At 45.4% G+C, this 16840-nt stretch carries 13 protein-coding genes; 4 read left to right on the top strand and 9 right to left on the bottom strand.

Annotated elements, in window-relative coordinates:
• Window positions 1-100: 100 nt before the first annotated feature.
• Together QUB30_RS19145 and QUB30_RS19140 are read right to left on the bottom strand one after the other, a co-directional pair.
• Window positions 101-733: a response regulator transcription factor gene (locus tag QUB30_RS19145; protein ID WP_332995821.1), complete on the bottom strand. Its 633-nt coding sequence runs from the start codon at window positions 731-733 to the stop codon at window positions 101-103.
• A gap of 136 nt (window positions 734-869) precedes the next feature.
• Window positions 870-2144: a molybdopterin-binding protein gene (locus tag QUB30_RS19140; protein ID WP_333336454.1), complete on the bottom strand. Its 1275-nt coding sequence runs from the start codon at window positions 2142-2144 to the stop codon at window positions 870-872.
• Window positions 2145-2261: 117 nt separating this feature from the next.
• Between QUB30_RS19140 and QUB30_RS19135 the strand changes: the two genes are divergently transcribed.
• From QUB30_RS19135 to cobO, 3 genes are all read left to right on the top strand, one after another.
• Window positions 2262-2879 (top strand): hypothetical protein, encoded by a 618-nt coding sequence (locus QUB30_RS19135; protein WP_333336452.1) that lies wholly within the window; start codon window positions 2262-2264, stop codon window positions 2877-2879.
• A 147-nt stretch (window positions 2880-3026) separates the two neighbouring features.
• Window positions 3027-3605, top strand: coding sequence for a Uma2 family endonuclease (locus QUB30_RS19130; protein WP_333336450.1), 579 nt, complete (start codon window positions 3027-3029; stop codon window positions 3603-3605).
• 58 nt (window positions 3606-3663) lie between these two features.
• Window positions 3664-4299 carry a cob(I)yrinic acid a,c-diamide adenosyltransferase gene (gene cobO / locus QUB30_RS19125; RefSeq protein ID WP_333336449.1) on the top strand — a complete coding sequence of 212 codons (636 nt, stop codon included), beginning with the start codon at window positions 3664-3666 and terminating at the stop codon, window positions 4297-4299.
• A gap of 57 nt (window positions 4300-4356) precedes the next feature.
• Here the strand turns inward: cobO and QUB30_RS19120 are convergent, their stop codons facing one another.
• From QUB30_RS19120 to ribBA, 7 genes are all read right to left on the bottom strand, one after another.
• On the bottom strand, window positions 4357-6894 hold the full coding sequence (locus tag QUB30_RS19120) for a CHASE4 domain-containing protein (RefSeq protein ID WP_333336447.1): 2538 nt from the start codon (window positions 6892-6894) through the stop codon (window positions 4357-4359).
• Window positions 6895-7081: 187 nt separating this feature from the next.
• A complete protein-coding gene (locus tag QUB30_RS19115) occupies window positions 7082-7579 on the bottom strand; it encodes a hypothetical protein (RefSeq protein WP_333336445.1) in 498 nt (165 codons plus the stop codon).
• Window positions 7580-8102: 523 nt separating this feature from the next.
• On the bottom strand, window positions 8103-9107 hold the full coding sequence (locus tag QUB30_RS19110) for an RNA polymerase sigma factor, RpoD/SigA family (RefSeq protein WP_333336443.1): 1005 nt from the start codon (window positions 9105-9107) through the stop codon (window positions 8103-8105).
• 866 nt (window positions 9108-9973) lie between these two features.
• Window positions 9974-11707 (bottom strand): ATP-binding protein, encoded by a 1734-nt coding sequence (locus QUB30_RS19105; protein ID WP_333079501.1) that lies wholly within the window; start codon window positions 11705-11707, stop codon window positions 9974-9976.
• 98 nt (window positions 11708-11805) lie between these two features.
• Complete coding sequence (locus tag QUB30_RS19100; protein ID WP_333336440.1) at window positions 11806-13245, bottom strand: pentapeptide repeat-containing protein; 1440 nt, start codon at window positions 13243-13245, stop codon at window positions 11806-11808.
• A gap of 48 nt (window positions 13246-13293) precedes the next feature.
• The gene (locus tag QUB30_RS19095; RefSeq protein WP_333336438.1) at window positions 13294-13749 is read right to left on the bottom strand and encodes an HAD domain-containing protein; all 456 of its coding nucleotides are present in this window, start codon (window positions 13747-13749) and stop codon (window positions 13294-13296) included.
• A gap of 266 nt (window positions 13750-14015) precedes the next feature.
• Window positions 14016-15731, bottom strand: a complete 1716-nt coding sequence (ribBA, locus tag QUB30_RS19090) for a bifunctional 3,4-dihydroxy-2-butanone-4-phosphate synthase/GTP cyclohydrolase II (protein ID WP_333336437.1) — start codon at window positions 15729-15731, stop codon at window positions 14016-14018.
• A 169-nt stretch (window positions 15732-15900) separates the two neighbouring features.
• Here ribBA and QUB30_RS19085 point away from each other — a divergent pair, with 169 nt between their 5' ends.
• A complete protein-coding gene (locus tag QUB30_RS19085; RefSeq protein ID WP_333336435.1) occupies window positions 15901-16776 on the top strand; it encodes a site-specific DNA-methyltransferase in 876 nt (291 codons plus the stop codon).
• Window positions 16777-16840 lie beyond the last annotated feature (64 nt).

Genomic DNA, 16840 nt, shown 5'->3' with positions numbered 1-16840 from the left:
AATCCGTTAAACAATCCGTTGCCGAACTTCCCTCTTCCATCAACATCCATCCGCTACATCCGTTAAATCCGTTAAACAATCCGTTGCCGAACTTCCTTCTTTACACCAATCCAGTTCTCAGCGCTACAACTGCTGCTTGCACGCGGTCATCCACTGCCAACTTATTCATAATACCGCGAACATGAGTTTTAATAGTATTTGGACTCAAGTAAAGCGCCGCTGCAATTTCGGGATTGCTGTTACCTTCCACCATTAATCTTAACACCTCCAATTCCCGCTGCGACAACTGACCAAAAGTAGTTGTAGAGGCAGGTATCGGGGGTTTGAGGTGTTCGATGACAGTCCGCGCAATTTGAGGGTCAAGATATGTAGCGCCCTCTGCTGCGGCTGCAATCGCTGCTAACAGCCTGTCTACAGAAGCACCTTTAATACAATAAGCATCAGCACCGCTAGAAAGGGCAGCAATAATTTCAGTTTCTGCTGTGTGAGAAGTTAACATTACTACTCGAACTTCTGGCAGTTGTGCTTTAATTTGCTGCGTCGCTGCTATGCCGTCCAGCCGCGGCAAACCGATATCCATCACAATAATATCAGGTTTGAGTTTCAGTGCGGCTGCTACGCCTAAATACCCGTCTTCTGCTTGTCCTACTATTTCTATTTCTGGGGAATCGGCTAAAACTTGCTCTAGTCCCAGTTGCATCATCGGATCGTCTTCAACAATTAAAATTCTCATAATAAGAAGGAAGTTCGGCAACGGATTGTGTAACGGATTGTGTAACGGATGTAAAGGATGTCAGGAAGAAGGAAGATTACTTAGTTGTTAATATTTTACATGAATTTATACCGAACCAATAACAAATAACTAATGACTAATGACTAACTTTTAAAACTTCCAGGAATTCGCCTGGTAAAATCCCAGTTTCCGCTGGTGGCAAAACTGCTAAACCACTTGTATTGGCGAGGTTAATTAAATTCGCTGAATTTTGGCTGCCGCTAGCAGGTTCAAATTCCCACACTCCCGCAACTAAATGTAGTTTACCCCAAACATAAGTTTCGCGCCGGCCAGGCGATCGCAATTCAGCATTACACCTAGCTTTGACAAACTCCGGTCCCCAAGCATCCGCGCCCAGCCCAGAAATTTTTCTCAAAGCAGGCACAACAAACCGCCAACAGCAGACTAAAGCCGAAACCGGATTTCCCGGCAAACCAAAATAGAGACAATCCGAACTCAAACTCGGCGAATCCTGCTTTTTTTCACCTCGTTTAAACCCAGCAACAGTTAAAGGTTTACCCGGCTTAATCGCCACAGAACTAATGTGAACTTTTCCTCCCAAATCCGCCAAAATTTTCTCGACATAATCGTAGTCTCCTACTGAGACTCCGCCCGTAGAAAGTACCACATCCGCCGTCGCAACAGCCCGGGATATCGCCTTGTTTAAGGCATCTTCATGATCAGGAACAATTCCCAATCGAATCGGTTCAAATCCCATTTGTGCCAACAAAACTGTCAAAGCATACTGATTCGAGTCTACCAGTTTCCCCGGTGCCAAAGGTTGGTCAGGCGATACCAATTCGTCACCCGTCGAAAAAATTGCCACCCGCAGCCGCCGATAAACTGGAACTTGAATGCACTGGGCAGTTGCTAACACCGCTATTTCAGGGGCATTGATAACTGTACCGGGAGTTAGCAAAGTTGTTCCTGCTTGATAAAAAGCGCCTTTGTGCCTGACAAATGCTTGCGGTTTTTCAGGAGAAACTAAGATAAAAATACGATCGCCCTCACGCCTTGTTTCTTCCTGCATTACCACCGTATCAGCACCGGCAGGCATCACCCCACCCGTAAAAATTCGCGCCGCTTGCCCCGATAGGACGGTATTTTGAGGCTGATATCCGGCTGGAATCTCTTCAACTACTTCGAGTACCGCTGGTTTTTCGGCGCTACAATTTTCCACATCCGCAAACCGCACCGCATACCCATCCATTGCCGAATTGTCCCAATAAGGAAAATCAAGGGAACCAGTGACGGCTGCAGCCAAAATGCGCCCCGATGCTGCCAGCAAGTCTACAGTTTCTACATCCCGCTGACTGTCGAGGGGTTGCGCCAAATTTAGAACGATCGATTCTGCTTCTTTCACTGACAGCATGACTGTCTCCTTGTTTTGATAACACTCCTGGTTAAGTTTAGCAAAATATCCCGAGATCTTGGTGATATAATTTTTTTGTATTTCGGTAGTAAACCTAATTTTGGGTATTAATTCCTTATGACTATTTCTCGTTTGGTTGTTAGACTAAATTGTTTATCCTTATTCCTGGTGATGCTGCTGATAATTTTAACTCAAATTTCCGGCTTAAAAGTCAGCGATTTATTCTTGCCCCCTTATTTTTCACCCAGACCCAATGTCGCCTTGTTAACTCGGACATTCCAGATTTTATGTTCTGTACCAGTCATTGTTTGTACTTTCACCTATGGATTAGCTAAAACTATTCTACCGCGCCATTCAGAAAATCGATTTATTCTGTTCTCGGCTTTATTAACAGGTGGATTTCTCCTGAATGAAATTTACAGAATTCATATATATATGATAGCATTAGGAATTCCTAAGCTAGGAGTAAGTCTTTTATACGCAGTTGTTTTGTCCTCCTACGGATGGTTTTTTCGGCGAGAACTAAAGTTGACTCCCTACCCAATACTGTTAGCTGGTTTGGGCTTGTTGTTTTTTGCGATCGGCGTGGATTCCCTGCATTTAAAAAACAAGCTTTTTTCCAGCTTACTAGAGGGAGTACCTAAATTGTTTAGCGAAATTAACATTGCATTTTATTATTGGTATGTCTGTCAAGGTCTCCTCCAGAAAGCTTTTTATCAAACTATTGATAGCTAGCGATCGGTAGGTGATATAATGATCTCAAAATGGCATAATAAAAAACCAAAATTAGCCGACCGGAATAATATTTATAGCATCTGCATTGCTCGGCATTCAAATTACATTATGTGGCTGAAAAATTCCCACTCATCCTGATAAAATACCATGCTAGCAGTTACCATCAACTTCAACTCAATCGCCCAAATAACAGACGACCAATTTTATCAACTGTGCCGCGAAAACCCCGATGTCAAATTTGAACGCAACGCCCAAGGAGAAATAATCGTTATGTCACCCACAGGAGGAGAAACCGGAAATTACAATTCAGAAATTAATGCGGATTTTGTGATTTGGAACAGACAAAGTAAACTAGGAGTTTGTTTCGATTCTTCAACTTGCTTCCAACTGCCCAGCGGTGCGAATCGTTCTCCCGATGTCTCTTGGATTGAAAAATCAAGATGGGAGGCACTAAGTCCCGAACAAAAACAAAAATTTCCTCCTATTGCCCCAGATTTTGTCTTAGAGTTAATGTCGCCGACAGACAGCCTAAAAGACACTCAAGACAAAATGGAAGAATACATGAATAACCAAGTAAAACTAGGCTGGTTAATTAACCGCAAAACCCGCCGAGTTGAAATCTATCGCCAAGGACAAGAAAAAGAAGTTTTGGAATGTCCAACGGAACTTTCAGGAGAAGATATTTTACCCGGTTTCGTGCTAAACTTGAAAACACTGTGGCAATAACTAGACATCTTTCATCTATCAGCGTTTATTTGCGTTCATCTGCGGTTAAAAAAATCTCATGGAAACCAATACAGAAACCACTGCAACCACTGGCTTAACAGCGGAACAACACAAACAGAAAATGCAGCGCCGCCAAGAAGTGCAATCACAGCGAATCGCTAACTCCTCAAAAGAAAAAGGTTTAATTATAGTCAATACGGGTAACGGCAAAGGCAAAACCACGGCAGCTTTGGGAATGGTTGTGCGATCGCTCGGTCACGGCTACCGCGTCGCCATAGTACAATTTATCAAAGGCGCGTGGGAACCCGCAGAGAAAGCCGTTTTTCAACTGTGGGAAAAACAGCTAGAATTTCATGCAATGGGAGAAGGTTTTACCTGGGACACGCAAGACCGCGAGCGAGATATCGAAACAGCTCAAAAAGCCTGGGACAAAGCCCTAACTTTTATTTGCAATCCCGATTTTAAATTGATTCTTCTAGATGAAGTCAACATAGCATTAAAACTAGGTTATTTGCAAGTAGAGCAAGTGATGTCCGGGTTAGAAAAAAAACCAGAACAAACCCACATTATTTTAACAGGCCGAGGCGCGCCGGATGCACTGATTGAACGAGCCGATTTGGTGACAGAAATGACATTAGTTAAGCATCCATTCCGAGAACAAGGTATTAAAGCTCAACCAGGTATTGAGTATTAATGTTTTTTGCAGTCAGGAATTTTTCACCAATCTCACATCTAAAATCTTAAATATATCCTACGCTGGCAAGGTTAAAGTAAAAGTTGACCCCTTGCCAAACTCGCTATTCACCGTAATTTCTCCCCCCAGCATCTGAGAGTATTTCTGCGCTATTGCCAAACCCAAACCCGTACCTCCGTACTTGCGGGTAGTCGAAGCATCAGCTTGCGTAAAAGGTTGAAATAACTTTTCTAGCTGGTCAAGAGTCATCCCAATCCCCGTATCAGTACACTTAAAAATTAACCGTTCAGAATGCCTACTATTGGAGTCATTTTTAATTCTTTCAACGCTGAGTGTAATTGTCCCTTTCTGAGTAAACTTAGCTGCGTTGCTCAGTAAATTAAACAAAATTTGAGTCAACTTAATTTGATCTGAATGCAATTCCCCAATATTAGTAGGACACTCAACATTCAGGCGATTGGTGTTTCGCAAAAATAGCGGTTCAACAGTTGTCACTACATCTTGAACGGCCTCCGACACGTCAAAAGTTTCTAATTCAAGTTCCGCGTGACCGGCTTCAATCTTGGACAAGTCGAGAATATCATTAATTAAGGTTAGTAAAAGCTGACCTGCATTGTGAATTCTTTCCAAATCAGAAATAAAATCTTTTTCGCCTAAATCTAAAGCCTCTTCTTGTAAAATCTCGCTGTAACCGATAATCGCATTCAGAGGAGTTCGCAGTTCGTGGCTCATGTTAGCCAAAAACTGACTTTTAGCCAAACTAGCGGCTTCTGCGGCTTCCTTTGCCTTGTAGAGTTCTGCCCCCGCTTGCAAGCGGTCGGTCACGTCGTGAGCCAGCACTAATTCAGCATTTCTGCTATCAAATAGCAGGGCATAAGAAGTAATTTCTACATCAATAATTGTTCCGTCTTTTTTCTGGTGCTGGCACACACCTGCAAAATCAATACCGGCATCTACTTGAGATATATTTTTTAGCAATCTCGGCAGCTCTTGGGGGGGACGAATGTCCGCAACGGTCATGTTGAGAAATTCGTCGCGAGTGTAGCCGTAGTGTTGGATAGCAGCGTGATTGACGGCTATAAATTTCATAGTTTCTAAATCGTAAACCCACATCGGATGGGGGTTATTTTTAAATAAAAGTCTGTAGCGTTCTTCCGAGGCTCGCAGTTCTGCTTCGGCTTGCTTGCGCTCGGTAATGTCGCGGACAACAGTACAAATAATCTCGCGGCCGCCGTAGGAAATCACGCTCCCGCTCACTTCTACATCCACGCAGGAACCATCTCGGCGGCGGTAGAGAACTTCGCCAATTCTGAATTGTTTGTCCGTTAGCAGCAACTCGATATTGATGTCAATTAGGTCTTTAGAGTAAGCGGTGATATCGTAAACAGTCAGTTGCGAAATCGCATCAAGACTGTAATCCAGCAAGTTTCTAAAAGCTGTATTGGCTTCCAAAAGGCGTTTGGTTTGAGCGTCCCACAGGAAAATGCAATCTGTAGCTTGCTCGACTACGGCTCGGTAACGGGCTTTTTCCTCAAGTTGTTCGCTTTCGGCGATCGCGATCGCACTGAGCATTCCGTTGATAGTATGGGCAAGGTCGGACAACTCGTCTTCGCCCGTCACAGGCAGTCGCACCGAGAGGTCTTGGCTGCTGCTGACGCGGTTCACTGCTTTGGCCAAACCGCTCAACCGAGACAGTACCAGACGCTCTAGCAGCAGCAGAGTGCAGCCGACAAACCCAACTCCCGCTAACACTACAGACACCAGCAGGTACAGCAAACTAATTTGACCTTGCCGGTATATTTCTCTGGGGATATCCACCCGCAATAGCAGCGCCGGTTGATTGTAAATATCCCGGATCAGAGCGTAACCCGCGATCGACTCTTCGCTTACAGGACGCACCCAAATCGGTTTTTTTTCCGACAGTCTATCCCGCGCTTTCAGAAAGTCTGCCGGCAACCGACGCTCGTTTACGCTGTGTACGATCAGCGGCAACCGAGTAATTTTAGAAAGCTTCGCAATGCCCGCGGCATCCAAATTGCGCCCGAATATCACCGTACCTCGGATCGGGCCGGTGCTTTTAGTCGTGAGAATTGGTCGGGAAGTAATCAGTATCGGCCCTGACGGTAGCAGCATGATACCAGCGAGGCTGCTTTTGGCGTTGGGGTGCTGCAACAGCGGGTCGCTGAGAGAAATGCGCCGTTTTAATGCCTCTGGAACAGGCGTTAATTTCAGCTTTTGGCTGTCCAAACCCGTACCGTAAACTATTTTGCCAGAAGTATTGACAAATATGGCTATATCAACTCTCACATTAGCCAGCCCTTCTGGAATTAAATTGGAGGCAATGAATTCTGAGTTGGGGTTTTGGATGAAAGCGTAGGTGTCGTCCCAGGACGACCAGTCGGCAAAGCGGGAGTTGAATTCGTCTGCGGTTTGCCCGAACACGCTGAGCACTCCCTTGACAACCTGTGTGGCTTCTTGTTCTTCTGCTTTGACCAGGCTGCCCAAGAGGATGCTTGATGAGGCGACATACAAAATGCCAGTCAGTCCAGCGATGGTAATGCCAACTATCGATAGTGTTTTCCGACGCAGTTTCATCTTGCCGTGTGTGTGGTGTCCGTCCGAAATTCTCAACTCAGGATTAATTTTACTGTTGTTTCCTGAACCCTGACCGAAAGCAATTTGGTTCGGGGTTCCCGATGTATTAGTGGGGTTGCTTTCTTCAATTCTAAAATCTAAAATCTAAAATCTAAAATCGATTGACTGCTGGGGCTGCGCCTGTCTGCTAATTTTCCCAAACCTGCTGTTTGTGAGCTTCCTGGCAAATACCCAAGATGCGCCGATCGTTCTCGCTAATGGTAGAAATTGGGTAATATTGTTGCAGGTTTACCGAGTAGGGAGAGCGACTGCCGTCATAACTGTCCACTACTGTTAAATTTAACTGAGTTCGATCGCTTGTGCCGTAAAAACAGTAAAAAGCAGACCGAGGCAGGTAAAAAGCGCCGATTACCTTACTCTGCCGCATTTCAAATACAAAATATTCTGTTTTAATTTCATCTGGGTTCCTCGACTGACCGTAGAGGTAAATTCCCTCTGCTAAACCTGTGCTAGCTGTATCTGGCGCAGGATTTGGGGGAGATGGCGAGCTTAAAACGGCGGATTTGATGTCCGAGTTCCCAACCGGGCGTGCGGGGAATGCGATGCTAAAATTAGCGGGCGAGATAGCAAGCACGATCGCGATCGCTTCTAAACTTCCTGTCAATATCAAATAAGTCAAAACCACTCCAGACCCCAAAATTTTAAATAGCTGGTTCCAAGCGCCTCTTGTACCAGTTTCAAAAAGCTCGTAGAGAAACCGGGTATTTGGCTTAATGCTGGCTATTAACTTGAAGCAACGATCGCCCGCCCGGTTCCTGAATTTAAATCTAAGATTTGTTTTGACAAATTTTGCGTCCGCCCCAAAAGTGCGATCGACCCCTCAAATAATCCCATTCTAGATTTTAAATTTTAGATTAAAGAATTGAACAATTGGGAATGACCTATTCTTTAAGGGCTTGGATCGCAGGTCTACAGTTGCATTCTTTTTTTAAACAGGTATAAACTCAGATTTTGCACCATTGTTAATCAGGCTTGCACCGCCGGGTTCTGGGGCGCACCCCACTAGAAAATTTACTCTTTGTCAAACAGGCCGTCGGGCTTTTTAAGCGAGAATTGTGCAAGTTGTGAGTATAAAAGTATTTTTCCCAGCCGCGCCAACACATAAAAAAAGTTGAGATTGTGGGGAAAAATCTCAACTTTTTTAGTGACTAACTAGCCAAGTATTCTCGGACTTGAGATTGGCGACGCCGCAAGTGGGCGAGGGCTTGATGTTCTAGCTGCCGCACCCGTTCCCGGCTGAGATTGAGCCGTTCTCCGACTTTCGCCAGCGACATTTCGGTGCCGTCTTCCAAGCCGAAGCGCAGAATTATCACATCTCGCTGCTGGGGGGTCAGTTCTGATATCAAAGTATCGAGGTCTTGCCGCAGCAATTCCGACGTAATGTAGTTGTCTGGAGATGCAGTTTCGTCTTCTAAGAGTTCTTGCAGTTCGGTATCTTGGTTGTCTCCTACCCGCAAGTCCAAAGAAACTGGATGTCTTGCCATCAGCAGGTATTCCCGAATTTGGGAAGGGTGCAGTTCCAAGGCGGCGGCAATTTCTGCAGGTGTGGGAGACCGGCCCAACTGCTGCGTGAGTTCCCGCTGCACTTTTTTGATTTTGTTGAGTTTTTCGGTGATGTGAATTGGCAATCGAATTGTGCGGGCGTGTTGGGCGATCGCACGAGTAATTGCTTGCCGAATCCACCAATAGGCATAGGTAGAAAATTTGTATCCCCGCATCGGGTCAAATTTTTCGACTCCTCGTTCTAAACCTAGGGTACCTTCTTGAATTAAATCCAAGAATTCCATATTGCGTTTCTGGTATTTTTTGGCGATCGCCACTACTAGCCGCAAATTGGCTTCAATCATCTTTTGCTTGGCGCGTCGCCCTAACTGCAATATCCGGTTCAGTTCAGCTTCGGTCAACTCCATTTCGGCAGCCCACTCAAGCTGACTGGGTTCCCGCTGCCATTCTTTGGCAAGTTCTTGTTTTGCTTCGATTAATTTCATCATTTGCTGCACCTGCTTCCCGAAAACAATTTCTTCTTCTCGGGTTAACAGGGGTACGCGACCGATCTCGTGCAGATAGGTACGAACCGTATCCGTTGAGGAGTATGGCCGGCTGCCCATGCGATCGGCTTTCACTGTTTTGTTTTTGGGGGTTGTGGTGGACATGGGTGAGTATTGCACTCCTTGTAACAACAGATAAAAAGTTGGTGATACCCTGTCCCACTTTTGCAAGTGGGATAAAGACTGCCACAGGGGGGATGTTTCCCCTCCTGTTTATCGGTGACGATCGGTAGAAGCTTTTTGTTTGGGATTACTTTTATGCTTGATTTTCCAGTAATCCCCGTCGATTTTCGGTAGATCGCTAGCTTTAACGGCTAGTTCAATGCGAAGTGATTTTAAGTTTACTTTGCTCAATATTATTCCAAATTTTGAGGATCGTAAAGGGTAAAAACCTCTGTCTTAAGGTCAAGATTCTACATTTTTCCTTAAGGTTTTCAATTCCCTGCTAGTTTTAACTGCAACTCAACTTCACAATACTCATGCAAACAGACTCATGCAATTCGAGGGCTTTGTTTTGCTCTCTATTCCATCATCGCTTGAAATTTTCTGGGTGCCTAGATGGTGCGATGCGAGATAACCGAACTCGATCGCCGTATTAGCTACGACTTACGCTTTAAAATATATATTGACATTTTTCTGAGAATATGCTATTGCAACTCGGCTGCGAGTAAGTAAAGGTTTATCAAGGCTGGCTGTTGGGCTGTTTAAGTTGAATTGTGCCGCGATGCTCAACCATATTTAAGCTTAGGCAAATTTTTTGAAGGTAGGGATGAGGGGTGAGGGGGTGAAAGGGGAAAAGCTTCTGGCCCAAAGCTGGGGGCTAATTGTTTTGACGTTGGATGCACTTTTTCCTTTATAACCAAGGCAAAAATCAGGTATTTCCGTCATTACCAGCGATCGCCAATTTTTTGCAAGCATTAATTTACAGTAACATTTGCCTAAGTTATGTAATTAATCTAGCCCTTGTCAATCTAAAATCCCAAATCCATTTTAGCAGCTTCTGCCTCGGCAAATACTTGTTCATCGGGCATTTCTTGCCAGTCAATATCCCCGATTTCCCTGTAGAATTGCTCGTCGTAAGGACGAGTCTGCACGACTACGGGCATCGGTACGGCGTGCCCCAAAACTAATGCTTGCTGTTTGGAGTCGAGTTTTGCCAAAACTGAACGCAAACTCTGCCCTCCTGAAACGCCGGTAAAAATAGCATCGATGTCTTTATCGTCGTTTAGCAAAGCTGTAATGCGGGTGCCTACTTGCGACATGACTTCGGCATCGATGCCTGAGGGGCGCTGGTCTACAATTAGCAGGGTTACGAAGTATTTTCGCATTTCTCGGGCGATCGTCCCGAAAATAGTCGATCGCACGATCGCCGGATCGAGAAAGCGGTGAGCTTCTTCAATTGTAATCACCAACGGCTGCGGGCGATCGCACGGATTTTTGCTCTGCAAAAACTTCTCCGCTTTCCGCACGTAAGCTTGGTGAATGCGGCGAGTAATCACATTTGCCGCCAACATATAGGACAGCAAATCCGAGTGCGAACCGAACTCAATTACTACATTTTTTCCACCATCTAAACACTGTAAAACTTCAGTTACATAATTTTTCGGACAGCGTTTGCGAATGTATTTCAAATCGTTTAATCGCTCTAACTTGCGCTGCAAAGCCATAATCGAAGACTTATTTCCCCGCTTTTCTTCGCAAAACATTTGGATATCTTCGTTGGTCATTTCCAACAACTTGTTGATCCAACCACTTCCCAACTCATTTCGCAAAATAATCGCATTTTCGATACTAGCTTCCGACAAATTTAACTCGCGCTGCACTAGCGCGATGTCTTCGACTTCAATTTGATCGAAACTTAAAAACAACTCTTGAGCGTCGCGGACTCCCCGGCGTTTGGTCGATTCTGGATCGAGGGTATAAATCTGAATTTTATCGGGAAACAACTGCCGCAAACCTTTAACAGTGCTGAACTGTTTCCCTTCCGAAACAGCTTCCCACCCGTACTCCGAGTGCATATCAAAAATTAGATTAACCGCAGCTTGCTTGCGAATAATTCCCGATAGAAGCAAGCGCGTCAGGAAAGATTTTCCCGTTCCCGACTTGCCAAAAACGCCGTTGCTGCGTTCCACAAATCGGTCTAAATCCAAGCACACAGCAACGTCCATGTCAATCGGTTTGCCGATCGCAAAATTGCGGCGGTACGGGTCATCTTCCCAGCCAAAAACGGCCCGAAAATCGGTTTCTTTGGCATCAAACACCTGCGAAAAGTGGCTGGGAATAGTTTTGACAGGCAGCAGCTCAATATCCGCGCCCGTTTGTGACTCAAAAGAAGCCAAATTTCCTAAAGCCAACTTGTTCTCGCGAACTCCGCCGTTTTTCGTCGGGTCAAAAATTGCCTGCTGTTTTTCTCGTTCGGCAGTCAACATCAACATCGGCGACAGTTCGATCGTACCGTAGGTGCTGCTACCGGCTAGCACTGCGAGCAGAAAATCGTCGTCGGGATTGGGAGGGTTCGATAAAATGCGGGCGCTGGAAGTTCCGAGAGACACGTCGGTGAGCATACAGAAAAAGTGCGATCGCACCCCCCGCACTACTAGAAATTTCCCCACCCTCATATCTTCCACCGAAACGTCGGCGTGCAGTCGCACTTCTAATCCCTTGCTCAGGGAGCCTTGAATAACAGAGCCTAACGGTCGATCCATTTTAGATTTTAGATTTTAGATTTTAGATTGTTAATAATCGAGCAATTTTCGATGGGCGATTTTTTATTTTAGATTTTCGATTGTTAACAGTCAACTAATTACCATTCCGATTCTAATGGCGATTCAAAAAAACTCGGACTCAGATGTATATCGGTCAAATCAGTTTCGCTCAAATAAGCGTCGGTCAACAATACGCCTTTTAAACTGGCGCCTTTGAGGTTAGCACCTTTGAGGTTAGCACCTCTAAGATTAACTCGGAATAAATGAGAATCGCTCAAGTCTGCCTCAGTTAAATCTGCTCCCTCCAAATTTACTCTCATCAAATCTGCTTTTCGGAGGTCAGCTTCGTTTAACTTCGCGCCGCTGAGGTCAGCTTTTGTCAAGTCTACACCTCTTAAGTCTGCCCCGCTCAAGTTAGCGAACAGCAAAGTAGCTCCGGTGAAATCTGTCTCCCTCAAATCGGCATCGCTTAAATTAGCTCCGCTGAGGTCGGCTCTTGTTAAGTCTACACCCCGGAGGTCAGCAGAACTCAAGTTTACTTGGTGCAAAATTGCGCCGCTTAAATCGGCTCCTCTTAAATCAGTTCCCTCCAAGTTTGCACCTTTGAGGTAAGCTTTTTTTAAGCTGGCTCTGCTGAGGTCTACATTTTTGAGATTAACCGAACTTAAGTTAGAACCGCTCAAATTAGCTCCACTTAAATCTGACCCGTTTAAGTCTGCTCCCGTTAAGTTGACCCCTTGCAGCGATACATTGGGAGCAATTAAATAAGCGCCGCCCAGAGCGGGGTCAATGCCTTCTGAAAACAATGTTTTGTTGCTGTAAACAGCTTTCTCCAAAATCGTACCGCTCAAACTGGTTTCCCTCAAGTCCGCGCCGCTGAGGTTGGCTCCTGCTAAGTTTGCCCGATCGAGTTTTGCGCCAAATAAAATAGCTTTGTATAAGTTTGTCCGCCGCAAATCGGCTCCTTTTAAATCGGCTTCGGTCAAATCTACCATAGCTAGATTTAAGCCGGGGAGCGAAGCATTGGGAGCTAGCAAAAATGCTCCCATTGCACCAGGATCAATATCTTCGGGAAAGATAGTCCGGTTGTTGTATACGGCCTTGTCTAAAGTGGCACCGCTCAACTGAGAACCCCGCAAATCGGCTCCGCTGAGGTTGGCTCTGGTTAAGTTGGCTTCGTGGAGATTTGCTCCAACTAAATTAGCCTTGATCAAACTAGCTTGTTTGAGGTTGGCGCGGGTGAGTTCGGCTCCTACGAGAGTAGCTTCTCGGAGGACCGCACCAGTCAAATCTGCTCCCGTGAGGTTGGCTAAATTGAGAAATGATTCAGCTAAATCCGCCCCGCTGAGATTGGCACCGGTGAGGTCGGCTTCTATCAGGTCTGCATACTTGAGAATAGCGTCGCTGAGGTTGGTTTCTCGGAGGTCGGTGCCTCTGAGGTTTGCTCCCCGGAGTTCCGCACCGCCAAGGTTGGTGCCTTTAAGTGCTTGTCCCCTGAGATCGAGTCGGTGCAGAAAGTCACCAACGTTCATTTCCATGTCAAATTCACCCTCTCTATTCCGATACTTTTTTCCTAACCTTTGAAATCAAGTTAGATATTCTGAAAGTATCTTTGCTGAGTTCTGGTCAAAACCATTGTAATCATCAATAGCTACAACTGGCGCATCTGGCGGATAGTGTTCTGGAATATCGTCAATGGCTACCCAAGGTGAGTTTTCTGCTTGATTTTGTCGAAGATACTCAAGAACTTCCTGGTGTCGTAAATATTTGTGTTGGTGAATATTTTTGGGGTTTAGAAAAGGGGTGAATCCGATAATACGGATAGCGATATCTGGTGAAAATAATGGCGGGATTACCTCGAAGGGGAATATTTCACGCCAGGAAGATGAAATTACTACTCGCGCATTAGGATAGGAACGAAGAACATTTTCAAAGTGATTAAGGCAAACTGAATTAAATTTCATTATATCTGTTTGCAAACTCGATTTTTCATTTCTTCTGTCAGGAATAAGTACACCATCAATGTCTAAAAAAATTAACATTAACTAAAAGTCCTAGTGAAGTATTTGATGAATATTAATATTGCTTAATAATATAAATGTGCATCGACGATTCTATCTCAAGTGTTCGCTACATCGACTTGTTAGACTGCAATCAACATTGTTATTCACTGTTTTTATTGGTGGCTGCTTTCTGACGAAAGGAAGATGCTCGTATCAACAAGTATTGTTCTGAAATTCACAGTTTTTCTTGGCTTCTGCCTTCCCCCCTGCTGGGGTAGGGGGGGGTTGGCTTCTACCTTCGGCCTTCAGGCAAGAGGAGCAAAACTGTAGATTTTTTGAGGTTCGAGCCGATCGCAAATTCCGACTAATTCCGACAAAAGGAATGTCTCGCGATCGAGCTGGACTTGCAGGGTTTTGAGCGGATCTCCACCGGAGGAAACCATGAATTCTAATGTTTGCAAATTCGGCTCAGTGCTGATTTCGCCCAAAATTTTGCCGATCGCCCTGACGTAAGGATGGTTTGGATCTTTGTACCAATCGGGGGCTGCGAGTCCGGCTTGATCGAAGCCGAGGTGAACGATGAGAGAGCCTTCTCCGAAAAGGGCTATTCCCACCGGCCGCGCTTCTTCTTGCAGCAGCAAGTGCTGGCTAGCCGCCAAATGCCGCAGTTTTTCGAGGTGTTGGTACCGATTTTGAATGGCAGCATCTTCCTCTTTTCCTTCTGCTTTCTGGCTTCTAGCTTCTTCCTTCGTTTCGTTCCACTGAATCGCCACTGTTACTAAATAAGTTTGCAGCAGCATATGACCGAGTTTTTCGGCTTTTGTTGCCAGATAGATCGAGTTGTAATCTGTGGCTTCAATTAGTAAGGGAACGCGATCGGCTACTTCAATTCCGTAACCTTTCAAACCTGCAATTTTGCGCGGGTTGTTAGTAATCAACCGAATTTTTTGAACTCCCAAATCGTTGAGCATTTGCGCTCCGACGCCGTAGTTCCGCAAGTCGGCGGGAAATCCCAACCGCTCGTTGGCTTCTACGGTATCTAATCCCAAATCTTGCAGCGAGTAAGCTTTTAGTTTATTTACCAATCCAATGCCCCGACCTTCTTGGCGCAAGTAAACTATGATGCCAGAACCGACATTATCGATCATTTTCAGTGCCGCTTGCAGTTGCATCCGGCAGTCGCAGCGCAGGGAACCCAAAGCATCGCCGGTCAGGCATTCGGAATGCACCCGCACCATCACGGGTTTGTCTTTAAATTCTGCCGGGTCGCCCTTGACAATAGCAACGTGTTCTGAGTTGTCTTGGGTGTCGCGGTAGGCGTAAATCATAAACTCGCCGAATTGAGTGGGCAATTTGGCGACGGTTTCGCGGCGGACGAATCGATCGTGCTTGAGTCGGTAGCTAATTAAGTCGGCAATACTGATTATTTTTAGGTTGTGGAGTTTTGCGTACTCGATTAATTCGGGCAACCTCGCCATCGAACCGTCGGGGTTTTGAATTTCGCAGATGACGCCGCTGGGATACAGTCCAGCGAGTCTGGCGAGGTCAACCGAAGCTTCGGTGTGACCGGCGCGTTTGAGGACGCCACCGTCGATCGCCCGCAGGGGAAAAATGTGACCGGGACGGCGCAAGTCTTGAGGTTTGGTGTCCGGGTGGATGGCGACTTGGATGGTGCGCGCCCGATCTTCGGCGGAGATACCGGTACTGACGCCGTTGACTGCATCGATGCTGACAGTGAAGGCAGTTTGGTTGTTGTCAGTGTTTTTGCTGACCATCAGGGGCAGTTCCAGGCGATCGAGCCTTTCGCCGCTCAATGCCAGACAAATCAAGCCCCGCGCGTTCACGGCCATAAAATTGATGTTGTCGGGGGTGGCGAATTGGGCTGCACAAATCACGTCGCCTTCGTTTTCGCGATTTTCGTCATCGACTACTACCAGGGGGCGACCTGCTTTGAGGTCTGCGAGGGCGCTGTCAATTGAGTCAAATTGAAAGGATTGAGTTGAGGAGTTGTTATTGGGCACAGAGAAGTTCAAGCTATAAACAGTAATGTTATGGAAATAGAATCTATTTGTGATTGTAACCTTTTGTTTCCGACAGGGCGATTCCCCAGTCCAGATGAGTTTGACAATATTCTCAACTCACTTACTATAATTATTGCATCTTGTCAACAAAATTTCTCCCCAATATTTCATGATCTTGACTGATATCGCGAATATTTTAGGTAAACCGTACTTCCAAGCTCCTAATTGCGTAATTTATAACATGGATTGTTTGGAAGCTTTGAAACTGCTACCCGATCAATTTGTAGATTTAACCGTTACCAGCCCGCCTTATAACATCGGCAAAGAGTACGAAAAATCCTTGGTGTTAGATGAGTATTTAAACTGGTGCGAGCAGTGGATAGCGGAGGTTTACCGGGTAACGCTCGATCGAGGAGCGTTTTGGATGAATTTAGGCTATTTGTCAATTCGCGATCGGGCAAAAGCAATTCCGATTTCCTACCTGCTTTGGGACAAAGTGCCTTTTTATCTGATTCAAGAAGTTGTCTGGAATTACGGCGCGGGAGTTGCGGGCAGCAAGTTCTTTTCACCCCGCAATGAAAAGTTTCTCTGGTATGTGAAAAATCAAGACAAGTATACATTTAATTTGGATGAAGTGCGCGACCCAAATGTGAAATATCCGAATCAGAAAAAGAACGGCAAGATTAAAGTCAACTCAAAAGGCAAAAATCCAACGGATGTTTGGCAGTTCCCAAAAGTTACGTCGGGGAAAAACCGAGCTTCAAAAGAACGCACGCCTCACCCCGCTCAATTTCCTGTTGCTGTTGTCGATCGCATCATCAAGTCTTCATCTAATTTAAACGAAATTGTTTTAGATGCGTTTATGGGTTCCGGGACTACAGCAATTGTGTCTCTGGGTTTGCAGCGTCAAGTTATTGGATTTGAAATTAGGGCTGATTACTGTGAGATTGTGGCTAGTAGAATAGATGATTTTTTGAGGGGCAAGGAACTCAGAGAAGCACAGTTATCTTTATTAGATCTCTTGCAAAATATTTTTATGATATAATGAAAAGTTTTGCTGAGATTTAATTGAATCCCAACTCCTAACTTATTTTCACTCTGGTCTTGCT

Source organism: Microcoleus sp. BROC3, assembly GCF_036702515.1.
In the GTDB taxonomy this organism is placed as follows: Bacteria; Cyanobacteriota; Cyanobacteriia; order Cyanobacteriales; family Microcoleaceae; genus Microcoleus.
This window is presented reverse-complemented; position numbering and strand designations above follow the sequence as displayed.

Bases quoted from the DNA above. Each gene is read 5' to 3' on its own strand.
- QUB30_RS19110 (WP_333336443.1), bottom strand. From the start codon at position 9,107: ATGTCCACCACAACCCCCAAAAACAAAACAGTGAAAGCCGATCGCATG.
- QUB30_RS19100 (WP_333336440.1), bottom strand. From the start codon at position 13,245: ATGGAAATGAACGTTGGTGACTTTCTGCACCGACTCGATCTCAGGGGA.
- QUB30_RS19095 (WP_333336438.1), bottom strand. From the start codon at position 13,749: ATGTTAATTTTTTTAGACATTGATGGTGTACTTATTCCTGACAGAAGA.
- cobO (WP_333336449.1), top strand. From the start codon at position 3,664: ATGGAAACCAATACAGAAACCACTGCAACCACTGGCTTAACAGCGGAA.
- QUB30_RS19140 (WP_333336454.1), bottom strand. From the start codon at position 2,144: ATGCTGTCAGTGAAAGAAGCAGAATCGATCGTTCTAAATTTGGCGCAA.
- QUB30_RS19085 (WP_333336435.1), top strand. From the start codon at position 15,901: ATGATCTTGACTGATATCGCGAATATTTTAGGTAAACCGTACTTCCAA.
- QUB30_RS19135 (WP_333336452.1), top strand. From the start codon at position 2,262: ATGACTATTTCTCGTTTGGTTGTTAGACTAAATTGTTTATCCTTATTC.
- QUB30_RS19120 (WP_333336447.1), bottom strand. From the start codon at position 6,894: ATGAAACTGCGTCGGAAAACACTATCGATAGTTGGCATTACCATCGCT.
- QUB30_RS19130 (WP_333336450.1), top strand. From the start codon at position 3,027: ATGCTAGCAGTTACCATCAACTTCAACTCAATCGCCCAAATAACAGAC.
- QUB30_RS19145 (WP_332995821.1), bottom strand. From the start codon at position 733: ATGAGAATTTTAATTGTTGAAGACGATCCGATGATGCAACTGGGACTA.
- QUB30_RS19105 (WP_333079501.1), bottom strand. From the start codon at position 11,707: ATGGATCGACCGTTAGGCTCTGTTATTCAAGGCTCCCTGAGCAAGGGA.